General features: G+C 43.3%; 21 protein-coding genes. 13 read left to right on the top strand and 8 right to left on the bottom strand.

The features are described from left to right. The first annotated feature begins 41 nt into the window (after positions 1-41). Both AC3AQ9_RS17175 and AC3AQ9_RS17170 read left to right on the top strand, forming a co-directional pair. Positions 42-458: a DUF485 domain-containing protein gene (locus tag AC3AQ9_RS17175; protein WP_488308704.1), complete on the top strand. Its 417-nt coding sequence runs from the start codon at positions 42-44 to the stop codon at positions 456-458. Then, entirely contained in the window at positions 455-1,990 is a 1,536-nt protein-coding gene (locus AC3AQ9_RS17170; RefSeq protein WP_488308703.1) for a solute symporter family protein, read from the top strand. Before AC3AQ9_RS17175 ends, AC3AQ9_RS17170 begins: the two co-directional genes overlap by 4 nt. Before the next feature lie 21 nt (positions 1,991-2,011). Here AC3AQ9_RS17170 and AC3AQ9_RS17165 read toward each other — a convergent pair whose 3' ends face one another. Together AC3AQ9_RS17165 and AC3AQ9_RS17160 are read right to left on the bottom strand one after the other, a co-directional pair. Further along, positions 2,012-2,800 (bottom strand): alpha/beta fold hydrolase, encoded by a 789-nt coding sequence (locus AC3AQ9_RS17165; RefSeq protein WP_488308702.1) that lies wholly within the window; start codon positions 2,798-2,800, stop codon positions 2,012-2,014. Positions 2,801-3,210: 410 nt separating this feature from the next. Beyond that, positions 3,211-3,606, bottom strand: a complete 396-nt coding sequence (locus AC3AQ9_RS17160; protein ID WP_488308701.1) for a phosphotransferase-like protein — start codon at positions 3,604-3,606, stop codon at positions 3,211-3,213. 160 nt (positions 3,607-3,766) lie between these two features. On the opposite strand from AC3AQ9_RS17160, the gene coaW reads away from it, so the two are divergent. Further along, on the top strand, positions 3,767-4,570 hold the full coding sequence (gene coaW, locus AC3AQ9_RS17155) for a type II pantothenate kinase (RefSeq protein WP_488308700.1): 804 nt from the start codon (positions 3,767-3,769) through the stop codon (positions 4,568-4,570). A gap of 34 nt (positions 4,571-4,604) precedes the next feature. Here the strand turns inward: coaW and AC3AQ9_RS17150 are convergent, their stop codons facing one another. Further along, positions 4,605-5,165, bottom strand: a complete 561-nt coding sequence (locus AC3AQ9_RS17150) for a nitroreductase family protein (RefSeq protein ID WP_488308699.1) — start codon at positions 5,163-5,165, stop codon at positions 4,605-4,607. A gap of 204 nt (positions 5,166-5,369) precedes the next feature. Here AC3AQ9_RS17150 and AC3AQ9_RS17145 point away from each other — a divergent pair, with 204 nt between their 5' ends. Beyond that, positions 5,370-6,767, top strand: a complete 1,398-nt coding sequence (locus AC3AQ9_RS17145; protein ID WP_488308698.1) for a protoporphyrinogen oxidase — start codon at positions 5,370-5,372, stop codon at positions 6,765-6,767. 230 nt (positions 6,768-6,997) lie between these two features. Here the strand turns inward: AC3AQ9_RS17145 and katA are convergent, their stop codons facing one another. After that, on the bottom strand, positions 6,998-8,461 hold the full coding sequence (katA, locus tag AC3AQ9_RS17140; protein ID WP_488308697.1) for a catalase KatA: 1,464 nt from the start codon (positions 8,459-8,461) through the stop codon (positions 6,998-7,000). A 428-nt stretch (positions 8,462-8,889) separates the two neighbouring features. Between katA and AC3AQ9_RS17135 the strand changes: the two genes are divergently transcribed. Then, complete coding sequence (locus AC3AQ9_RS17135; protein WP_488308696.1) at positions 8,890-10,392, top strand: class I adenylate-forming enzyme family protein; 1,503 nt, start codon at positions 8,890-8,892, stop codon at positions 10,390-10,392. 92 nt (positions 10,393-10,484) lie between these two features. Beyond that, positions 10,485-11,387, top strand: a complete 903-nt coding sequence (locus AC3AQ9_RS17130) for an NAD(P)H-dependent flavin oxidoreductase (protein ID WP_488308695.1) — start codon at positions 10,485-10,487, stop codon at positions 11,385-11,387. A 127-nt stretch (positions 11,388-11,514) separates the two neighbouring features. On the opposite strand, the gene AC3AQ9_RS17125 is transcribed toward AC3AQ9_RS17130, so the two are convergent. Together AC3AQ9_RS17125 and AC3AQ9_RS17120 are read right to left on the bottom strand one after the other, a co-directional pair. After that, on the bottom strand, positions 11,515-12,555 hold the full coding sequence (locus AC3AQ9_RS17125) for a C40 family peptidase (RefSeq protein ID WP_488308694.1): 1,041 nt from the start codon (positions 12,553-12,555) through the stop codon (positions 11,515-11,517). Positions 12,556-12,971: 416 nt separating this feature from the next. After that, positions 12,972-14,294, bottom strand: coding sequence for a M14 family zinc carboxypeptidase (locus AC3AQ9_RS17120; RefSeq protein WP_488308693.1), 1,323 nt, complete (start codon positions 14,292-14,294; stop codon positions 12,972-12,974). Between the two features lie 349 nt (positions 14,295-14,643). On the opposite strand from AC3AQ9_RS17120, the gene AC3AQ9_RS17115 reads away from it, so the two are divergent. After that, complete coding sequence (locus AC3AQ9_RS17115) at positions 14,644-15,039, top strand: hotdog fold thioesterase (protein ID WP_488308692.1); 396 nt, start codon at positions 14,644-14,646, stop codon at positions 15,037-15,039. A gap of 165 nt (positions 15,040-15,204) precedes the next feature. On the opposite strand, the gene AC3AQ9_RS17110 is transcribed toward AC3AQ9_RS17115, so the two are convergent. Together AC3AQ9_RS17110 and AC3AQ9_RS17105 are read right to left on the bottom strand one after the other, a co-directional pair. Beyond that, positions 15,205-15,723 carry a methylated-DNA--[protein]-cysteine S-methyltransferase gene (locus tag AC3AQ9_RS17110; RefSeq protein WP_488308691.1) on the bottom strand — a complete coding sequence of 173 codons (519 nt, stop codon included), beginning with the start codon at positions 15,721-15,723 and terminating at the stop codon, positions 15,205-15,207. After that, on the bottom strand, positions 15,707-16,306 hold the full coding sequence (locus AC3AQ9_RS17105; RefSeq protein WP_488308690.1) for a bifunctional transcriptional activator/DNA repair enzyme AdaA: 600 nt from the start codon (positions 16,304-16,306) through the stop codon (positions 15,707-15,709). Before AC3AQ9_RS17105 ends, AC3AQ9_RS17110 begins: the two co-directional genes overlap by 17 nt. 151 nt (positions 16,307-16,457) lie before the next feature. Here AC3AQ9_RS17105 and AC3AQ9_RS17100 point away from each other — a divergent pair, with 151 nt between their 5' ends. From AC3AQ9_RS17100 to AC3AQ9_RS17075, 6 genes are all read left to right on the top strand, one after another. Next, complete coding sequence (locus AC3AQ9_RS17100; RefSeq protein ID WP_488308689.1) at positions 16,458-16,607, top strand: hypothetical protein; 150 nt, start codon at positions 16,458-16,460, stop codon at positions 16,605-16,607. Between the two features lie 114 nt (positions 16,608-16,721). Further along, positions 16,722-17,684 (top strand): hypothetical protein, encoded by a 963-nt coding sequence (locus AC3AQ9_RS17095; RefSeq protein ID WP_488308688.1) that lies wholly within the window; start codon positions 16,722-16,724, stop codon positions 17,682-17,684. A gap of 204 nt (positions 17,685-17,888) precedes the next feature. Next, positions 17,889-18,083 carry a twin-arginine translocase TatA/TatE family subunit gene (gene tatA, locus AC3AQ9_RS17090; RefSeq protein WP_488308687.1) on the top strand — a complete coding sequence of 65 codons (195 nt, stop codon included), beginning with the start codon at positions 17,889-17,891 and terminating at the stop codon, positions 18,081-18,083. Positions 18,084-18,462: 379 nt separating this feature from the next. After that, on the top strand, positions 18,463-19,206 hold the full coding sequence (gene tatC / locus AC3AQ9_RS17085) for a twin-arginine translocase subunit TatC (protein WP_488308686.1): 744 nt from the start codon (positions 18,463-18,465) through the stop codon (positions 19,204-19,206). A 28-nt stretch (positions 19,207-19,234) separates the two neighbouring features. Further along, positions 19,235-19,453, top strand: coding sequence for a twin-arginine translocase TatA/TatE family subunit (gene tatA / locus AC3AQ9_RS17080; RefSeq protein ID WP_488308685.1), 219 nt, complete (start codon positions 19,235-19,237; stop codon positions 19,451-19,453). Between the two features lie 102 nt (positions 19,454-19,555). After that, positions 19,556-21,220 (top strand): formate--tetrahydrofolate ligase, encoded by a 1,665-nt coding sequence (locus AC3AQ9_RS17075; protein WP_488308684.1) that lies wholly within the window; start codon positions 19,556-19,558, stop codon positions 21,218-21,220. Positions 21,221-21,325 lie beyond the last annotated feature (105 nt).

The following is a 21,325-nucleotide window of genomic DNA, read 5'->3' as shown; positions in this document are numbered from 1 at the left end:
TTTTAGATTCAGAAAAATAAAATTTTAAAGGGGTGTTGAATTTGGCAAAGACGGTAGCTGGAAGTGAAGACCGTGTTGCTCAGTCGAAAGGGGAGACTCAGACAAAAGGCGGGAAAGCTTCTTCGAATGTAAGAGAGGAAGTGCATGTACCAAATTTTGAAGCAATTGAATCATCGGCAGGTTTCAAAGATCTGATGAGGAAGAAAAAAGCGTTTCTCATTCCGACCACTGTATTGTTCTTAGGACTATATCTACTATTTAATATTATTATTTCATATACCAATGTGCTGGATGCCAAGTTTATCGGCGATATTTCCTGGGTGTGGGTTTTTGCCTTCGGGTTATTCGCAATGACTTGGATTCTTGTAACCGTATACATGAAGAGAGCGGCAAAATTTGACGAAATGGCTTGGGAAACTTTAAAGGAATTCAATTATGACAAGGAGGAAAACCGATGAATGCTACAGTCATTATTATCTTTTTAATCATCGTGGCAATGACTCTTGTCATTACTTATTTTGCGGCAAAGCGTACGAATACTACCAGTGATTTTTATACGGCAGGCGGCGGATTGACTGGCTGGCAAAACGGAATGGCGATCGCAGGAGACTATTTGTCCGCGGCTTCATTTCTGGGGATTGCCGGGTCTATTGCATTGTTCGGTTTTGACGGATTCCTATTTTCCATCGGTTATCTGGTAGCCTATTTAGTGGTTTTATTTGTTGTGGCAGAACCTCTTCGCAACCTTGGGAAATTCACCTTGGCAGATATGATCAATGCCCGTTTTAATGCCAAGAAAGTTCGCGGAGCAGCGGCATTGAGTTCTATTACTATCGTTATTTTCTATATGATTGCCCAGCTTGTAGGGGCAGGTGCACTTATTCAATTACTATTTGGAATCGAATATTTATGGGCAGTTTTGCTTGTTGGAGTCATGATGACAATTTATGTTCTTTTTGGAGGCATGACAGCTACAAGCTGGGTTCAAATTATTAAAGCAGTCCTGTTGATGGTCGGTACAGTCATCCTGTCGTTCTTGGTGCTGCAGCGTTTCGATTTCAGTATCCTCGAGATGTTCGCACAAGTGAAAACGGCAACTCCGCATGGGGAAGCTTTCTTAAATCCTGGAGTAAAATACAAAATTCCATTAGATACGATTTCCCTGATGCTGGCATTGGTGCTCGGTACAGCAGGCCTGCCGCATATCCTAATGCGTTTCTTTACAGTTAGAGATGCAAAAACTGCAAGAAGTTCTGTTATGTGGGCAACTTGGATCGTCGGGATTTTCTACGTTATGACGATTTTCCTTGGATTCGGTGCTGCTGCATTTGTCGGGTCGGAAAAGATCATTAGCACAAATGCTGCCGGAAATATGGCGGCACCGCTGCTGGCCCAAGCATTAGGCGGAGACATTTTGATGTCCTTCATTTCTGCGGTTGCATTTGCTACCATCTTAGCGGTTGTAGCCGGGTTGGTACTATCGGGTGCTTCAGCATTTGCTCACGATATTTACGGCCAGATTATTAAAAAAGGAAAAGCGACCGAGCGCCAGCAAATGCTGGCTGCCCGCTATGCATCAGTTGGAGTGGCGGTTTTATCCATTTTGCTGGCGATTTTTGCGCAAAGTTTGAATGTGGCGTTTTTAGTTTCATTGGCATTCTGTATTGCGGCCAGTGCCAACTTGCCCGTTATCGTCTACACGATTTTCTGGAAAAAATTCAATACTACTGGAGCCGTTTCAGCCATCTTAACAGGCTTGATTTCAGCGCTGGTTCTAGTATCAATCAGCCCGAGCGTCATGAGTCCGGAAGCAGGAGCTGCAATTTTGACTGGCAACCCGATCTTCCCATTGACGAATCCGGCTATTGTCTCAATCCCGCTTGGCTTTATCGGCGGTTTGGTCGGCACGCTTGTCTCTAAAGAAAGCGACCTCAAGAGATTTGCAGAAGTTAAAGTCCGTGCCAATACAGGCGGCTTTAGACAGCTTTAATAAAAACAAGCCGGTTTCCTGTTAATCCAGGAAGCCGGCTTGTTTGTTTTTTTGCAGAAAATTATGGACAATTTCATTGAATTCCGGAAATTTCTTTGGAGGCACTTCGTGTGATATTCCTTTGACATAGATGACTTCAACGTTACGGGCCGCCTTAAGAAAAGGTTTGCGATGGCGATGCATCGTCTTTTCCAAATCGCCATATACAAGCAGAATCGGCATTGTTAAACGATGAAGGAAAGGCGTGGCATTGTAATGTAACCCAGCCTTACAGTATTCATATACTTTCTCTGCATCCGCTTTTTTGGCATAATCGAAAAGCTCTTGTTCATCACTTTCATAATATTTATGAGTTTTTGCCTGCAATTTAGCGACTGTCGGGATTCGCCGAAGTTTTGCCATTGCCATACCAAAATAAACTTTGCTTTTTAGGCTTAGGTGATCAACTTTTGAATAGCCTCCAGATAGAATCAAGGCAGCGGTCCGTTCGGGATAAAGCAAAGCAAATTCCTGGGCAATCGTTCCCCCGTGGGAAAAGCCGCAAATCACCGCTTTGGCGATACCAATTTCATCAAGCAGCTTCTTTAAATCATTGGCTAAAAGATTGATCGACAGCACCGCATTTCCACGTGAACTTTGGCCGTGGCCCCGAAGGTCATAAAATATAGTTTGGCAGGAATGGACCAGTCTCTCTTGATGTTTGAAAACTTTATAACCCAAAACGGGTGGATGAATGAAAACAATGGGTACTCCTTTACCTTTTATATGATAATACAAAGAGACTGAGTTGTTGATGGTGGCATAGGGCATTGGCAAGCTCCCTTCTATAGTGAAGTTCATCGAGGCATAGGATCATTGCGAGAAGATGACTTTTCCTCTGCCTCTATAGGTGGTACAGGGTTTATACCCTGTCTATGGAAGATTTGAAACAAATGACTGCTTAAAAACCTGCATCAGCCAAAGATTCAGCAAATCCATGTCCATAAGTTTGGATTGACCCTTTTGCTTAGCAATGGAATTCAAGATAAAAAAGATGCTGGAGAATTTTTATATCTCCAAGCATCTTTTTGTTTTTGATGAGTTTTAACTGATTTCTTGCCAGGCCTTAAATTCAGTAGCACTGAACAGCCGTTCTTTGATTCGGTTAACACAGGTTTCCATGTTTTCTCTGAAGGTATCCACTTCAACGTCATAACGTTCATTTTGCTGGTGGACATATTCTAGCTGTCTTTGGCCTGGCCAATCAAGCGGTCGCCTCTTGCCTGTTCCCTCCGTTTAAGTTCTTCAAGAGGGCAGTGGACACCAACAAAAAATACCGGATAATCCTTCAGCACTTCGAGACAATCTTTCGTAGTAAAGTCGTCATGTAAAATTTGATCGATGACCAAATTGATGCCGCTATCTGAAAACATCGCAATCGCTCTATGGAAATAATGTTCTGTTGGAATAGGAATCAAGCGGCCGTTTTGCCGATCTTCCATCTGCTCGATGACCCCATCAAAATTGTCGATGCTTAAAGCGGAATAATTTGGAAGTTGTCGAATCAACTCTCTTGATAAAGTTGTTTTGCCGGCGCTGGACACACCATTTAATAGAATAATCGTTCCTCTAGCCATATTTCTTCCTCCGAGATAAAAAGTTCTGTAATGGTAGTATATCTTCTTGTCTTCATCGAGGTAAACTGATAGAAAATCAGCCCACTCAATAAATTAATATGGTAGAATTTCTTCATATGTGTTTAAAACTAGCTGGTATTCAGAAAGAGCAGGTGCGAAAATGATTGTCGGGATAGATGCAGGCGGAACTTTGATTAAAGTGGCGTATACTGAAAACGGTGCGCTGCAATTCACTAAGTATCCAATTGCGGAAATTGAGCGGGTTGCCGCTTGGGTGAATGAATTGGAGACCCCTGAAGTTTGTGTCACTGGAGGGAAGTCTGGCGTATTGCGTTCCCTTTTATCTAAAGAAGTAAAGGAAATGGTGGAATTTGAAGCCACACATCATGGTGTCCAATTCCTGCTTAGCCAAATGGGCCGTGAGGAAGCTGTCTATGTAGTCACAAACGTCGGTACAGGAACTTCCATTCATTGCATCCAGAACAATACACAGGAGCGCCTGGGGGGCACTGGAGTCGGCGGTGGAACATTGGTCGGATTAAGCCATTTATTGACGGGCATAACTGATTTTGAAGAAATTGTGAAATTGGCAAGCAAAGGTTCGAGAGACCGTATCGATTTGAAAGTAAAACATATATATGAAGACAAAGAACCGCCAATACCGGGTGATTTGACTGCCAGTAATTTTGGCAATGATTTATTCTCTGTTGCCGGCGAGTTATCCAAAGAAGAACTGCTGGCAACGGTGGTCGGGCTAGTCGGGGAAACTGTAAGCACCTTAAGTGTCATAGCAGCTCGTCAGTGCCAGAGTTCCACTGTTATTTATATTGGTTCATCATTTATCCATAATCCATTATTAAAAGAAGTGGTGGAGACCTATACAATTTTAAGAGGTTCAAAACCATTGTTCCTGGAGAATGGAGAATTTTCAGGGGCAGTTGGTGCAATGATCAGTTTAAAATAAAAAAGATGGCGCATGGTGCGCCATCTTTTTTTATTTATTCACTGATAATATCAAGTTTTTCGCGTATATCCGTGCGCTCGCGTTTTTCTGGAATATGGTCCGGATAGCCGATCATCATAGTCGCAACTATTTTTTCTCCAGGCGCGACCCCGATTGCTTCCCGGAAAACCGGGTCATAAACCCAATCGTTCGAGCGCCAAATCATGCCAATGCCCCGTGCCCAAGCGGCAAGCTGGAAATTCTGAAGGAGCGAAGAAATGGCGCCATAATCCTCGTCCCAGCGTCTCTGCCGTGGATCTTCCGGCATGATGACAACCAAATGCAAAGGAATGTCGCGGAAGTACTGGGCTTTGTTCAATACTTTCGGTGGAATCGCACCATCTATTTTTGGCATAGCATCGATGAATGCTTGAACAAATTTCTCCTTGCCAGCTCCTGTATACAGCTGGAAGCGCCAAGGCTGGTTCACTTTATGGTTTGGCGCCCATTTAGCAATATTCAACAACTCAATAATCTCTTCCACATCGACCGGATCTTTTTTGAATTTCTTAATAGTCCGGCGTTCCATGATATTCTGATCTATTGGATTTTGCATCTATATTCTCTCCTTTATTCATACAATATTGCTTCTCTCTTTATCAAACCAGACCCGGCAGTGAAACGCAATCATAGGGGCTTTTATTTCCCGGGAAATAATCTGTGGCACATTAGCCGAAGCGTACAAAAAAAGACATATTATCGCCTGATTTAACAAGGGATTGTTGGTAAAATGAAGATAACAATAAGGAGTGGATACACAATGACAACAGTGGCAGTGATAGGCGGAGGCATTACAGGTCTTTCTGCATTGCATTATCTGCAGAAGCTGAAAAAAGAGCAGAGCCTGGATTTGGAATTGGTATTGATTGAGAAAGACAAAGTTTTAGGGGGCAAAATCCGGACTGTGAAAGATGCGGAGTTTATCATGGAGACCGGGGCGGATTCGATTGTAGCTCGCCATGCCAGTGTGATGCCTTTAATAGAAGATTTGCAACTAGAGGGCCGGGTCGTCTATAACGGAACGGGCATTTCTTATTTATATGCCAATAATAAGCTGCATGCCATACCGGCAGATACGGTTTTCGGCATTCCGATGAGTGAAGAAGCTTTGTTCAGTTCGACGCTGGTCTCGGAAGAAGGGAAAAAAGCGGCTCTGCGGGATTTAGAAACTAAGAACGAAGGTTTTACGCGCGATAGTTCGATTGGTGAGTTTCTGGAAGCGTTTCTTGGAAAAGAACTGGTGGAAAACCAGATCGCCCCTGTATTATCGGGTGTATACTCCGGAAACTTGCATGAATTGACGCTTGCATCGACTTTGCCTTATTTAGTCGAATACAAAAACAAGTACGGCAGCATCATTAAAGGCCTCGAGGACAATAAAGCACATTTCCAAGGAGCGGCCAATAAGAAATTCATTTCTTTCGATGAAGGCATGTCGGTGCTGATCGATCGCTTGGAAGAAGAGCTGGACGAAGCAACCATCTTAAAAGGAGTGGGAACAGTGGAGCTCCGGAAAAAAGAAAGCCAGTACGAAGTGGAATTAGCAAATGGACAAACCGTGCTGGCAGATTCGGTCATATTGGCAACCCCGCATGATGCGGCGCAGAAATTGTTGAATGAGAAAGAACTTGACCGGGAATTTGAACGGCTGCTGAATTCTTCATTAATCAGCGTCTATATCGGTTTTGAGTTGCCGGATGTCCAATTGCCAGCTGATGGCACGGGCTTTATCGTGTCCCAGGAAAGTGATTTATTGTGCAACGCTTGCACATGGACAAGCCGAAAGTGGAGCCATACTTCACAAAACGGCAATTTGTTGGTCCGTCTATTCTATAAGAGTTCGAATCCATCATATGCACAACTGAAGGATTTATCGGAAGCGGAACTGGCGAAGGTCGCTTTGAATGATATCGAGAAGAGCCTTGGGATTAAGGCTGACCCTACGTTAGTTGAAGTGACAAACTGGAAAAACCTGATGCCGAATTACACGATGCAGCATAAATCAGCAGTTGATGCGTTAGAAAAGAAAATGGCGGAGCTTGTTCCGGGTATCGAATTGGCCGGTGCTTCTTATTATGGCGTTGGAATCGGTGCCTGCATCCAGAACGGCAAAAATTTAGCGGAAAAGATTGCAGATCAACTATTAGCGAAAAAGTAAATAAAAACAGGGGAGCGGCTGGTGGAGCCGCTCCCCTGTTTTTTTGTTTTCGAGCAACTTTGTAGTGGATACGATCGACTCGCTTAGGTTTACGAGCAACTTGCCTAAGTTTTCTTTATTTATGCCCAACTCGGATTCATTTATGCCCAACTTTACTTCGAATATGCCCAACTCCCAAGATTAACAATAAAACAGCCGTCCCTAAAGGGACAGCTGTTCAAAGATGTTGATTAAACTTCGGTAAGGCCTGGAACTGGAAGGCCAAGGCCATCTGCAACACGTGTTCCGAATTCAGGATCCGCTTTATACAAATGAGCGATTTGGCGAAGTTTGATGTCTTCTTTCGTAACTGCGCTCAAGCCGCCAACGAACGTGGCCACAAGGCGTTCTTGTTCTTCCGCAGATTGCAGACGGTAAAGGTCGCCTGGCTGTGTGTAGAAGTCTTCGTCACGGTAAGGCACAGCATCAGTGAAGCCTTCAACTGCAAGTGGTGCTGGTTTCGCAGCAGGAGTTTCCACTGGACCGCCGTAACTGTTCGGTTCGTAGTAAACAGAACCGCCGCCGTTAGCGCCAAAGTTCATTTGGCCGTCGCGCTGGTAGTTGTTAACTTGGTTTTTCGCTGCGTTGATCGGCAGCATCTGGTGGTTAGCGCCAACGCGGTAACGGTGAGCATCGTGATAAGCGAACAAACGGCCTTGAAGCATTTTGTCCGGAGATACGTCGATGCCCGGAACCAATGTGCCAGGTGAGAAGGTAGCTTGCTCAACTTCTGCAAAATAGTTTTCAGGATTGCGGTTAAGCACCATGCGTCCAACTTCAATCAATGGATAGTCTTTGTGAGACCAGGTTTTCGTGACATCGAACGGGTCGAAGCGATACGTGTTCGCATCTTCCAACGGCATGATTTGAACGTACATTTTCCAAGCAGGGAAGTCGCCTTCCTCAATTGCGTTGAACAAGTCTTCTGTATGGAAATCAGGGTTTTCGCCGGCAATTTTGTCAGCTACGTCCTGGGTGATGTTTTTGATGCCTTGTTCAGTCAACATATGGTACTTCACCCAAACAGATTCGCCAGCGGCGTTTGTCCATTTGAATGTATGGCTTCCGAACCCATGCATATGGCGCAATGTAGCAGGGATTCCGCGGTCGCCCATTAAGTATGTAACTTGGTGCAGCGATTCAGGTGATAGTGACCAGAAGTCCCACACAGCGTTAGGGTTTTTTAAGTGCGTTCTTGGGTCACGTTTTTGTGTATGGATGAAATCAGGGAATTTAATTGCATCGCGAATGAAGAAAATGGGTGTATTGTTTCCGACTAAATCATAGTTTCCTTCTTCGGTATAGAATTTCAAAGAAAAGCCGCGTGGGTCACGAACCGTATCAGCAGATCCAAGTTCACCGGCTACTGTAGAAAAACGAGCGAACATATCTGTACGTTTGCCGACTTCTGATAAGAAAGCCGCTTTTGTATATTTAGTAAGGTCTTGTGTAACTTCAAAGTATCCGTGAGCGCCGGCACCTTTAGCATGAACAACACGTTCAGGAATACGTTCACGGTTAAAATGTGCTAATTTTTCAAGAAGATGGACATCTTGAAGCAATACAGGTCCGCGTTGTCCAGCTGTTTGTGAGTTCTGATTGTCGCTTACTGGGGCCCCCCAATTTGTTGTCAGAGTTCTTTTGTCTGTACTCATTAATCGAACACCTCATTCTCGTTATTTATTTAAAAGACTATATTAACCATGATATCATTATTCAAATTAAAATCAATACTTAATGATAATCATTATAAATAATAAAAATTACAGGAGAGAGTAAGCTTGCGAAATTTTTGTATTTATTAAACTTTCTCAATTGGAAAGAAGAAACAAAAAATCTTTCTTTCCATTTTGAAGGAAAAGAAGGAAAAGTTCATTTTTAAACTCTTGTTTAAATTTTAAACCTACTATAAAAAGAGATTGCAAATGAAAATAAAAATGGCTAATATAAAATTCAAGTATAATTTTCTGAAAACTTCAACTTTTAAAAGGAGGCTTTAACTTAAATAAGTATACATGGTTTTTAAGTGTTTTCAGTTTAGGTGCTGGGGAAAAAGCAAACTATTGAAAAGGGGATAGAGACAATGTTCATAACAGAAAGTATAGCCGAGTATGCGAAGAAACACCCCGGAAAAATGTATACCTCTTACCATGGAAGAGACTGGACATACAGTGGATTCTATGAAAAAGCCAAGCGGATTGCCGCTTATTTTCAGCAGAAAGGTTATCGGAAAGGCGATATCATCGCATTATATGCCTTGAACTCTGATACGTTCCTTGTGTCTTATTTCGGCATTCAATTGGGCGGTTTTACGGCGATGCCGGTCAATACCAAATTGGCGGCGCCTGAAGTAGAATATATTTTCTCGAATTCACAAGCGAAAGCCTTGATTTATGATGTGAGAATTGAAAAAGTGATCAACGGCACTTCTCATGAGTTTCGGGATGTTTTAACGATTGGCGGAGAAGATGCAGTTGGCCAGATAATTGCCGATGAATCATTGGAATTTGCGCCGGTTTCGTTAAAAGGAGAAGAAACTGCTGTTGTCATGTATACTTCCGGAACTACGGGTAAGCCGAAAGGAGTTATGCTGACCCATTCCAATGTCCAAGCGTGTGCAGAAATTTGGTCCGAAGCGATGGCTATTACGGAACAAGATCGCATGCTGATATCCACTCCTTTATTCCATTGTGCTGCTGCTCATGTATTCGTAGTGCCGGTTACGCATAAAGGGGGTTCTTTGGTTATCGAAGAAGCTTTTTCGCCTGATAAGACGCTGAAGATGCTCGAGTCTGCCAAGCCTACAATGTTTTTTGGAGTACCCGCGATGTACAGCATTATTCTGAACCTTCCAGATATCCAGAAATTCCGATTGCCTTCCCTGCGCCTGTTCTGTTATGGTGCAGCGCCGATGCCTTATGAGCTTGTGAAGAAATTAAAAGAGACATTTCCAAATGTAAGTGTCCAAAACTGCTATGGGCAAACTGAAAATGCGCCTGCTGCTTCGTCGCTAAAAGATCGTTTTGCGCTTGATAAAATCGGTTCAGTCGGCGAAGTGCTGCCTCAGACAGAAATCCGGGTAGTGAATGAATTCGGAGAGCCGCTACCAACCGGTCAAGTCGGCGAAATCGCCGTTAAAGGCCCGCAAGTGATGAAAGGCTATTTGAGAAACGAAGAAGCAACACGCCAAGCCATTAAAAATGGCTGGTTATACAGCGGAGACCTTGGAAAGTTCGACAAAGACGGCTTGTTGTATATCGTGGACCGGAAAAAAGACATGATTATTCGCGGCGGAGAAAATGTCTATCCGGTGGAAGTGGAAGAAGTGCTGTATCAAATCCCGGAATTGCTTGAAGCGGCTGTTGTCGGTGTACCCCATGAAGTTTATGGAGAAGTGCCGAAAGCATATGCCGTCAAAAAGCCGGGGCAGGATGTTTCAGAAGAACAGATTCAAGCGTACTGTGCCACAAAACTGGCGAAATACAAAGTGCCGCTGGAAGTGGAGTTTATGGAAGAATTGCCGCGCAATGCTTCTGGCAAAGTGTTGAAACATACGCTGCGGGTATCGGAAAATTCAAGAAGTTAAAAAGAGAGGGGAATCATAGGGAATGAGCAATGTCAGTCCGTTAAACAAAAGTTGTAAGCCGATGGGCAAAAAAATAAGGGAGGAAATTCCGCATGCTTAAATTGCCAGTCATTATTTCTCCCATGTTCTTAGTATCCACACCGAAAATGATGATTGAAGCGGGAAATGCTGGAGTCATCGGTTCATTTCCCTTATTAAATGCCCGGCCGATTGAAACTTGTGCAGAATGGCTGCTTGAAGTGAAAACGGCTCTTGCAGATAAACCATGGGCAGTAAATTTTATCTGTCACAGAGGTTCCAATAAACGATACAGCGAAGACTTGGAAATGATTCGCCGATACGAACCTCCGATTGTTATTACTTCTTTAGGGTCTCCGGCGGATGTCATCGACATGGTACATGCCTATGGCGGCCTTGTTTATTCAGATGTGGCAAATGTGCGCCATGCGAAAAAAGCTGCGGCCAGCGGCGTTGACGGCCTTGTATTGGTGAGTGCCGGAGCCGGCGGACACGGCGGTACATTAAATCCATTTGCATTTATCGCTGCGGTGAAAAAATTCTACAACGGGACTATTATCCTGTCAGGAGCACTTTCGACAGGAGCGGATGTTGCAGCGGCAAAATTGATGGGTGCCGATTATGCCTATATGGGAACACGGTTTTTGGCCGCAGAAGAAAGCAGTGCGCCGGAAGAATACAAGCAAATGGTCATCGATTCTACGATTGAAGATGTGCTGTATACAGATTCGTTTAGTGGTGTCCCGGTGAATGTATTGATTCCAAGCTTGGTAAAGGAAGGGATTGATCCAAAAACGCTTAAGCCAAGAGAAGATATCGATTTATCCCATTTGGTGGATGCCAAAGCATGGCGGGATATCTGGTCAGCAGGGCATGGCGTCACAACGATTTCGAAAAGAGAAACCACCCAAGAAATTGTTGGAACTTTAATAGCGGAGTATGAGGAAGCATTGGCCGCCTTTGTAAGAAATAATTAAAAAAGCATTTAAGACCAATAAAACGCAAAAAACAACACCTGATTAATTTCCGGTGTTGTTTTTTGCGTTTAAGGAATCAAAAAACCATAAAAAGACCCCGCAATTCAAGAGAATTGCAGGAGAGCTTTTAGTCCATTGCGTACAAGCGTTTGAAGCCGTCGAAATGCTTGCCCCAATACTTGTCATTCAAGCTTGTAATTTGCACCCGGTCTCCTCCGGCATGGATGAATTTGTTGTCCCCCAGGTAAATTCCCATGTGGGAGATGCCAGCACGATAAGTATTGCTAAAGAAGACCAAGTCGCCGGCTTTCGGATTGCTTACATCGTACGAACGCGCATCATAGCCCGTTGTATTAGTGCGCGGAAGGCTGATGCCTGCTTTGTTATATACATAATAGATGAATCCGCTGCAGTCGAATCCGCTAGTAGAAGCACCGCCCCATACGTATGGAATGTCAATTAGCGAAGTGGCAGTAGAAATTACTTTGCCTGCTTCTCCTGTTGCCGTTACGGTCGGTTTAGAAACAGGAGTCGTTTGTGGTTGTGTCGCTACTAAAGAATTATTAACTTTCAGTACTTGTCCGACACGGATCGAGCTTGAAGTCAGGTTGTTCCAGTTCATAATTTGAGTAACTGAGATGCCATGGCGATGGGCAATGTTAGTCAGCGTATCGCCGGTTGTTACTTTGTAAGTGCCGCCAGAAGCAACAGGAGCGGTTACAGGAGCAGGAGCTTTTACAACAGCAGGAGCTGCTCCGCTTACTTTCAATTTTTGGCCTGAGAAAATGGAGTGAGTGGTAAGGCCATTTAGTTTTTGAATTTCTTTCACAGTGGTCTTATGTAAAGTGGCAATTCGGGAAAGGGTGTCGCCGGCTTTCACTATGTAAGAAGTTGTTGCACTTGCTGGTGATGAAGAGCTGGTTTTTTTAGAAGAAGCATTTTTTGCTGGCGCTGAGGCTGTTAATTTCAACGTCTGGTTTGGATGCACATTATCAGATGTTAAGTTGTTCCATTTTTTAATATCGGCTACTGAAACATTATTGACGGAAGCAATTTTCCAAAGTGTATCTCCAGGTTTAATTGTATATGAACTTGCATCTACATCTGAAACTCCGACAAATAGGGCTAAAGAACCGGTGGCGAGTAGCGAGAAAGCAATTTTCTTCATTTTTATCTCCTCTTGATACATTATTTGTCTGAATATAGTAAAAAAATACTGAATCCTTTATGTGTAGTTAATTGTATATTTTATCAAAAGAATAGGCAATAAGTTTTAATATTACAATTGTGTTACAAAGAGGGTGGTCATAGTTTAAAACCAAGTACTAGGGGGTAAAAGGGAAGTTTTGAAATGCTGGGCATTCTGAAGCTTTTAGTAACATTCTTAGTAGGGTGCGAAGTCTAAGTAGTGGTGAATCTGTTTAAAATCATCGATTACATGATTGGCATTAATTTCTTTCTTCTAAATATGAGCAAATTAAAGTATTCAGAGGGAATCAGTACAAACAAAAGAAGAGAATCCGGACGGCATAAGCTCCGTCTGGTTTCTCTTCTGCATCATTGCAGTTGTTTCGTAAAGTTTCATTAAAAATCTATTTCAGTATCTCTGGTGGTCGGATCGGTAATCCGGTTGGTCGATTCAGGAATTGCATCGTAGATAGCCGGGTCCACGTCATGGATAGAGCCGTCTGCTAATGCTTTGAACACTTCATATAAGGGTACTTTTATCGTTTCTTTCAGCATGCCCGCTTGCTTTTGGCCGAGAGTCTGGCTTTGCCCTTTTAACTCCATCAACATGATTGCCGCGTCGTTTAATGCAAAAGCACCAAGAGCTGTCCCTGGAAGATTGACATCCGGATATTTTTGCGTTGCTCCGAAATGAGAGAATCCTCTTTGCAATGCCTCGCTTGATAATGCATTAATTTGTTTCCCTAATTTCAAGACATCTTCATCCACTTTATAGGTCTTACCGCTAAAAGGGTCTGTATAAGGTTCCGCTACAACTGCGGCCAGCTGGATTGGCACAGATCGGTTGTCTTCGTCAGAGACGGTGTTAAAGCCTCTGTGGTGGATATCTACAAAGACATCCGGCTTCATGTCCTGGAAAACATCCGTAACGATGCGGGATTCGGCTGTAACACTGAATCCGCCATAATTGCTGTTGTTCGTGGTGCGGTCATTCAAGAAAGCGGTCACTTCGCCAGCATTTTCTTCCGTGATCCGGAAATCTAAATTGGGATTGTAATCACGGTTTTGGTCATAGCCAGGAATGCCGTAAACGACCCGGCCGTTATTGTTCTGTGCCCGTTCGCTGCCATCGCTGTTGTAATACCAAGGTGCTTTGGTATCTGCCGGCAAACCGATGTTTTCAGGCAGCCAGGTTTGATGAGTATAACGCGTCGGGTACCATTTTCCTTCATAAAGGTTATCAGAGCCTTCCGGATTGATGCGCGGCATAATCCAAATCGAAACCTTATCCAGGATTTTCTCTACATCTTTTCCACCGGATGAAAGTTTCTGGATCATATCCACAGCTGCTTCTGTTCCAATTTGCTCATTCCCATGAATTTGCGTGGTAATCAAAACCCTTTTCTTGTCAGGGGAGGCATCACCGAACTTCACGACATATAATGGTTCCCCTTTATCAGCTTCTGTTTGATAGCCGTCTGCTGACAAATTGGAGTATCCGGCAATTTCCAATTTCATTTTTCCTTTAGAAGTGGCAGCGAATTTTTCCAGTTTTTTATACAGGTCTTCATTTGAAAGGTAACTAGCCAGGGAAATGTTCTGTTCATTTTCAATGTACGGTCCGTTTGGCCGAGATTGTGGATCAGCAAAAGCCGTTGATGACAATGCCATGGTGAGTGCAAGAGTTGTTGGAATAATTACTTTGGAAATTTTCTTCATGCTTTAATCCCTCCTAAATTTTATTAATCCTTTTATGTAGCAGCATCTTACTCGATGTTATGCCCATCATAAGTGATAAAAAATATGAGGTAAACATTAAAAACTATATTTTCAAAAAAATAAGACAATTGTAATTATCTTGTATTTAGCAAAAGGATAAAAGCACTCATCAAATTTTAAATTGCGGAATATGAGGGAGTCTAAAGATGTGCGCAATAGTTCTTTTAGATCAGTAATGAGCCGCTGCAAGACTTGAGACTTGCTTTAGCAGCCGCTTTTGAAAAATAATGGGCAATTGCTGCTCAATATGCTATGTTTGGAATATTAAGAAAAAGAGAGGCGGGGCTTTATGAAACAGAAACCTTATGACAAAACGATTATGGGAGTACTGGGCATTGAAATTGGGGAGACGACGGCTGATCGTGTTACAGCAACGATGCCGGTGCATGATGCAACACACCAGCCAATTGGCCTTTTGCATGGAGGAGCATCGGTCGTTTTAGCAGAGACTGTAGCGAGTTTCGGAACATGGAATTTAATTGACCAGGAAAATGAAATTGCGGTCGGATTGGAAATAAACGCTAACCATATTCGCGGTAAACAAGAAGGTGTTGTGACGGCTATCGGAACGCCTCTCCATAAAGGCCGCACGACCATGATATGGGACATAAAAATCGTAGATGAAGAAGAAAAGCTGATTTGCGTATCAAGATGTACGGTAGCAATTGTTAAAAAAAGCCGGTAGATAAAAGGCAGACGGGTTTGAATGCAAAATTTAGCGTGCTGCTCTTTTGCAGTCCGCAGTGAAGAAGATACTTTTTCTATCTACATACCGTCTGTCTAGCTCTTTCCAGGTCGATAAAAAACCTCCAAACCAGCTCTCATTAAAAGGTGGATGGAGGTCTTTAATCTAATGCAAAGTTTTATCGGCAGTTTCCAATTGAAGCAAAAAGCTCTTAAGTTCTAAACCGCCCCGATACCCGGAGATGGCACCTTTTTTTCCAATGACTCGATGACAAGGTACAGTAATTAGAACCGGATTGGCACCAATCGCAGTTCCGACTGCTCGAACAGCTGTCGGACGCTGGATGCGTGCAGCAATTTCCGAGTAGGAAACAGTCTGGCCGTATGGGATCTCTTGAAGAGCCTGCCAAATCTCTTGTTGGAAAGGTGTTCCTTTAACATCAATCGGCAAGGAGAAAGCAGTTCGGATGCCATCAAAATAGTCACTCAGTTCCTGGATATAAGGAGACAGCGCATCTCGGTTTTCTTGCAGTCCGGCTGATGGAAACCGTTTAATGATGTACTTTTGAAAGTCCTCGAACGATTGCCCAGGGGAACCTATATAACATAAGCCTTTTGAAGTTTTAGCGATATATAATTTCCATTGGCTGTGTTCTAAAACCGACCATTCAATTAAGGGATCCATGCTTGTTCTCTCCTTTCTTGTCCTTCCGTGCTTGCCGGAAACTTGCCGGTGTTTGTCCGTTTTTCTTCTTAAATAATGTAATAAAGTAAGGTGCATTCGGAAATCCTGCTAGACAACCGACTTCTCCAATTGGATAATCCGTTTCTACGAGCAGCCTTGATGCTTTTTCAAGGCGAAGCTGCTGCGTATATTCCAATGGAGAGCAGCCTTTGAGGCGCTTGAACAGCCGCTGCAGATGATAGGGGCTGCCATGCGAAATTTCCGCGAGCCGTTCCAAGGTGATAGGTTCTGTAAAATGTTCATCGATCCATTCGGTTATTTGGCCAATCCATTCTTCTGCTGGCAGATTCAGTCCATCCGGTTTGCATCGCTTGCAGGGCCTGAAATTCTTATCCAATGCGGCATAGGCATTGTTAAAAATAAGCACATTTTCTTTGTTTGGAACACGGGAGCTGCAGGACGGGCGGCAAAAGATTTTAGTCGTTTGGACTCCGTAAAAGAATTTGTCATCAAATGAGGCATCGTTTTCCGTAATGGCTTTCCAGTAGGCAGCAGGAATAGCAGCGGATTTTTGTTTTGCCATAAGCCGTTCACCTCTACTACTAGTATATACTTTAACGCCGTATAAATAACCTTTTAATGATGAAATAGCAAGATAACGAAACTGCTGAATAAAAAATATACAGTTTTATTCAATCTGAATGGGGAATAATAAAAATAAGAGGAGGGATTACATGGCTAGAGATAAAAACTTAGAAGAACTGAAAGACAGTGTACGGAAACAGGAATTCAGGGAAGAAATACAAGAAGTAAAAGAACAGACACGTTTTCCTGACGAGCGGCGGGAACAGAACGAATTGGATAATGACAAAGAAGAAAAATGATATCTTTCATTAACCCTGTGTGCCGGGTCTCCGGTGTGCAGGGCTTTTTATTGAAAAGGTTTAGCAAGATGATAAAATGTACACAATCTATATGCGGAAAGTAGAGTGGATGCGATGTTCAATTCTATGGCAGAACTAATGGAAGCGAAAGGCTATAAGGACAAACGGGCTGTCCGATGGAATGAAATCTGTCGGGAGGAAAAGCTGTCTGAATCGTTTATTACGGAAAACGAGAATCAAGTTAATTGGAAGGCGATCTCGGAATATCAAACGCTGTCAGAAGACTTTATCCGGAAATATAGTGATCGGCTATTTTGGGAGCCGGTTATGGTGGAGCAAAAAGTATCGGAGCGGTTTATCGAAGAGTTTGCGGCAAAAGAGAAATGGGAGCCAGCTAAAGAGAAGTTAAGCAAACGCCAACTGAAAACATGGGAAAGAGAAAACCGGGAATTTGATGAAGCGGCGTATTGGACGATTGTTTCGATGAAGCGAGAGCTGTCAAATTCAAAAGGATTATCTCCGGCCTTTATGGAAAAGCATCAAGCGGAATTGTCGTGGAGCTGCTTGTCACTGTGCCAGACCTTGCCCATGTCATTGATTGATAGACACGCTGAAAAGGTGGATTGGAATACGGTGACAAGAATGCAGGTGCTTTCGGAACGGTTTATCGAAAAACACCGAACCCGGGTAGAGTGGGGAACAATATCTTTCCATCAGGATTTGTCGGAGCGTTTTATCAACCGGCACCACACCAAAATGAGTTTTATCTCAGCCGAACGCAAGCGCTCGGAAGCTTTTCTTTATACCCATTTGGAAAAAATGGATGCCGCTTCTGTAATCGAAAACCAGAACCTCCGAAATGTAAAAAAATACGAACCGTTTGATGTATATATCATCAGAAAAAATGGGCGAAAAAAATACATCTTGAAATACCATATCAATGAATATTCAGTAAATCCCAGCATTCATCTAGCAGATGAAGAAGAATTATACGAGCATCTGGAAGAAAACGATTTAGGAAATGTGATAGAGAAGGACTTTCCGGAATTAAGAATAAACAGGGATTTTCGGTTCTGACAATTAATTCACAGAAAAGTTTTAATAATCTTTCGAATCGTGGTATAACTTATCTATGAGGAACTTTTCTTGGTCGTTGGAGCAAGGGAATTTTATGTTAGAAATAAAGCGGATTTTTCAAATGCGCAGTTGCTATTCTCTTATCCAGGAATAACGAAAAAGCTTGCCGGAATAAACGTATTTCTTTCTTAAGGAGGAAACCTTATGGCCAATATCGGTGCTACTGAATGGATTATAATCCTTGTCATTGCTTTAATTATTTTTGGGCCAGCCAAGTTGCCGCAGCTGGGCCGTGCTGCTGGAGAAACGCTGAGAGAGTTCAAGAACTCCACTAAAGGAATTATGGGAGATGTGAAAGAAGAGTTTAAGGTTGAAGAAAAAGCAGAACAAGAAAAATAAACAAAAAACAATTGAACGTTAAAATAACCGTCTGTGGAAATAGCACAGCGGTTTTTTTGTTCAATAAGCACGGATTATAGGGAAAGAAAGTGCACGGCGATTATCATAAGTGGAAACAGAAAAACTTTCACTTCGTTCTATCATGGCATTCGTTGTTATATTTTGTCATTTTGTTCACACATCGAGTCGCTTATCAGATGAAATGCAGGTTAGATGATTTACAAATGGCCTATGTGGAGTATAATAACAATTGAATTAAAGAGTAAATCAAAATTTTAGTAAGGCACGGACGACGATAGATCAGTTTTGTTAAATACAGCTGTTTTGTAGATGCCCAGTGACTGAATTTTATATTTAGCAAAATAGGTGGTTAACAAATATGGAGCAAGAATATACCGTTGTTGAGCATTTAGCCGAGTTAAGAAAGCGCCTGGTCATTATCGCAATAGCCTTGATTGTTTCTCTCGGAATTGGATTTGCGACGGCGACGAAAATGTTGAATTTCATCAAAATGCAGCCTACTGCCGTAAATGTAGAATGGAACGTTTTCGGCTTTACGGATGGCATCATGATTTACTTTAAGTGTGCGCTGCTATTGGCGATTTTAATCACATTGCCAATCGCATTGCATCAAATATGGCTTTTTGTAAAACCGGGATTATCAGAAGCGGAAGCGAAAGGCACGGTGTGGTTCATTCCGGCGTCTTTCTTTTTATTCCTGGCAGGTGTGAGCTTTAGTTATTTCGTTATGTTTCCGATGATGTTGAGTTTCTTATCGGAAATCAACCAATCGATCGGAGCTACTGAAACATATGGGATGAACCAGTATTTCAGCTTTTTGTTTAATCTGGTGATACCGGTGGGCATCGTTTTTGAAATGCCGATCGTCATTATGTTCTTGACGAAATTGGGGATTGTGACACCAACATCGTTAAGAAAAATGCGGAAAGTTGCGTATTTTGCGCTTGTTGTAATCGGGGTACTCATATCGCCACCGGATTTCATTTCGGATATCCTGATTATCGTCCCGCTTTTCATTTTATTTGAAGTCAGCATTGTCATTTCGAGCTGGACGTTGAAACGTTCAAACAAAAGACTTGCAGAAATGGCTTTAAAAGAATAATATTACTTACGGACAGGAGGGGAACCTAATGCCAAATATCGGCGTACCAGGATTAATTTTAATCCTTATCATTGCTTTGATCATTTTTGGACCAGCTAAATTGCCACAGTTGGGCCGTGCTGCCGGACAAACTTTGAGAGAGTTCAAAAACTCGACAAAAGGCATCATAGATGACACACCAGAAGAGACTAAAGTGGTCGAAGAGCCTAACAAAGAAAACCAAGTAGAATTAACAAAAAAACAATAATAATTTTAATGAACCGTTCCTTGCTGATGCGAGGGACGGTTATTTTTTTATTTTTACACCCAGCGGGTTATAATAAAAGAAAAATTGAAAGTTGGGAAATGAATGGCATTGACGGATTTATCGATAGCTACGGATGCAAAAATTTTACCGATACAGCAGATTGCAGAGCGCGCGGGGATTCCAGGCGAAGCTCTTGAACTATACGGAAATTATAAAGCAAAAATTAATGTCGATTTATTGCCGCCTGCAGGCTCGCTTGGCAAAGTGGTATTGGTGACAGCCATCAGCCCGACTCCAGCGGGAGAAGGGAAGTCAACCGTAACAGTAGGGCTTGCTGATGCTTTAAAACAACTGAACGAATCCGTCGTTGTCGCTTTGCGTGAGCCTTCTTTAGGGCCCGTGATGGGCGTAAAAGGAGGGGCCACAGGCGGAGGGTATGCCCAAGTACTGCCGATGGAAGACATCAACCTCCATTTCACAGGAGACATCCACGCAATCACGTCGGCAAACAACGCGTTAGCCGCATTCATTGATAACCACCTGCATCAAGGCAACTCATTGAGCATCGATCCTCGCCGCATCACATGGAAGCGGGCGCTTGATATCAATGACCGGGCGCTCCGCCAAGTGACAATCGGTCTCGGCGGACCTGCACAAGGCGTTCCCCGTCAAGACGGTTTTGACATTACTGTAGCTTCTGAAATTATGGCCGTATTATGCCTGGCAACTTCGATGGCAGACTTGAAAGAGCGCCTTGCCCGCATGGTCATTGGCTATACGTATCAAAAAGAGCCTGTGACTGTACGTGAACTGGGCGTAGAAGGGGCTTTGGCCTTATTGCTGAAAGATGCATTCAAACCGAATCTTGTGCAAACGATTGAAGGGACGCCGGCAATCATCCACGGCGGTCCATTTGCTAATATAGCCCATGGCTGCAATTCCCTGATGGCCACACAGACAGCGAGAAAGCTGGCTGATGTGGTCGTGACTGAAGCCGGCTTTGGCGCGGATTTGGGTGCTGAAAAATTCATGCACATCAAATCCCGGAAAGGCGGATTCCATCCTGATGCTGTCGTCATCGTAGCGACTGTTCGTGCTTTGAAGATGCATGGCGGCATTGAAAAGAGCGCATTGGCAGGAGCAAACCATGACGCAGTGAGGCGCGGCATGGTCAACTTGGCAAAACATGTAGATACTATTCGCCAATTTGGCATTGAGCCAGTCGTGGCATTAAACCGGTTTATAACAGATACCGAGGAAGAACTGGCAGAAATCTTTAATTGGGCTGAAACAGAAGGCGTAAAAATTGCTTTAACCAATGTTTGGGAACAAGGCGGCAAAGGCGGCCTCGCTTTGGCAAAACTTGTAAAGCAAGAACTGGAGCGGCCGATGGACTTTGTTCGCCTCTACGATGAAGTCGATTCTGTAGAAGAAAAGCTCCGGACTATTGTGCAGAAAGTATACGGCGGTGCGGATATTCAGCTAACGGACAGTGCCCAAAAACAATTGGCGGAGTTGAAGAAGTATGGCTGGGATGCTTTGCCGATTTGCATGGCAAAAACCCAGTATTCGCTGTCGGACCAGCCGAAACTTCTGGGCCGTCCGGAAGGGTTTACGATTAGGATACGTGAAATTATTCCGAAACTTGGCGCAGGTTTTCTGGTTTGCTTAACCGGTGATATCATGACGATGCCTGGTTTGCCGAAGCAGCCAGCTGCTTTGAAGATGGACGTGGGAGCAAACGGCGAAGCGATCGGTTTGTTTTAAGGAGAAAAGCCCAAAAGCTATTGAGCTTGGTAGTGCACCCCAAAAGTTAGAGTCCAAATCTAACTTTTGGGGTGTTTTTTATATGGCAAAATATAGTGAAGGTTT

The sequence above is a fragment of the Planococcus sp. VCh962 genome (assembly GCF_057748275.1).
This window is presented reverse-complemented; position numbering and strand designations above follow the sequence as displayed.